This window comes from Chromohalobacter sp. 296-RDG (assembly GCF_029889885.1).
Classification (GTDB): domain Bacteria; phylum Pseudomonadota; class Gammaproteobacteria; order Pseudomonadales; family Halomonadaceae; genus Chromohalobacter.
On record NZ_JARANY010000259.1, the window covers coordinates 1 to 947 of the forward strand.

At 65.3% G+C, this 947-nt stretch carries 1 protein-coding gene; it reads right to left on the reverse strand.

What is annotated here, in order from left to right; genetic code table 11:
* The coding region (locus OP495_RS18360; RefSeq protein ID WP_348521332.1) for a DEAD/DEAH box helicase at positions 1 to 947 on the reverse strand (947 nt) is incomplete at both ends.

Genomic DNA, 947 nt, shown 5'->3' on the forward strand with positions numbered 1-947 from the left:
CCAGATTGTGTGCCTCGTCGACCAGCACGCCCAGACGCCAGTCGTTGGTCTGGGCCAACAGATGCAGCAAGCCGCCGCTGGCGAAGTAATAGTGATAATCGCCCACCGTGACGTCGCTCCAGCGCGCCATTTCCTGGCCCAGATAATACGGGCAGACGTTATGCGCCAGAGCGACATCGCGCAGACGCGCGCGATCCCAGTCGCCACCGGCGATCAGTACACGCCGTGCGTCAGGCAGCTTATCGAAAAAGCCCGCCGCCAACGGGCAGGACTCGCCGTGGCAGGCAAGGTCGGGATGCTCGCAGGCCTTGTCGCGCGCGGTCAGCTCCAGCACACGCAGCGGCGTCGTTTCCACCACCGGTTTCAGCGCATTCAGCGCCAGTTGTCGTCCGGGGGTCTTGGCGGCGAGATAACACAGGCCATCGAGGCGCTGCGTAGGCATCGCCTTGAGCATCGGAAAGAGCGTGCCCAGAGTCTTGCCGGTGCCCGTCGGCGCCTGGGCCAGAAGCGAGCGCCCGGTACTGGCCGCCTTGTAGACGTTTTCCGCCAGCGTGCGCTGCTCGCCCTGCCAGCTCGCATGCGGGAAACGCAGCGCCACAAGCGCCTCGTCGCGTGCCGTACGGTGCGCCGTCTCCTGCAACGCCCAGTCGAGAAACGCCGCGCACTGCGCCTCGAAGAAATGACGCAAGGTATCGCGGTCCACGCGCTCGACGAGCGGTGTCTCGATCTGGCGGGCGATATCGAAATACACCAGCGCCAGCTCTAGTTCGTCGAGACCTCGCGCCTCGCACAATAGCCAGCCATAAAGACGCAATTGGGCCCAATGCAGATGGCGATGGTTGTCTGGCTGGCGTGTCAGGTCGCCGCGATGGGTCTTGATCTCTTCCAGACGTCCGCGTCGCGGGTCGAAACCGTCGGCGCGCCCACGCACGCGCAGCCCGTACCCG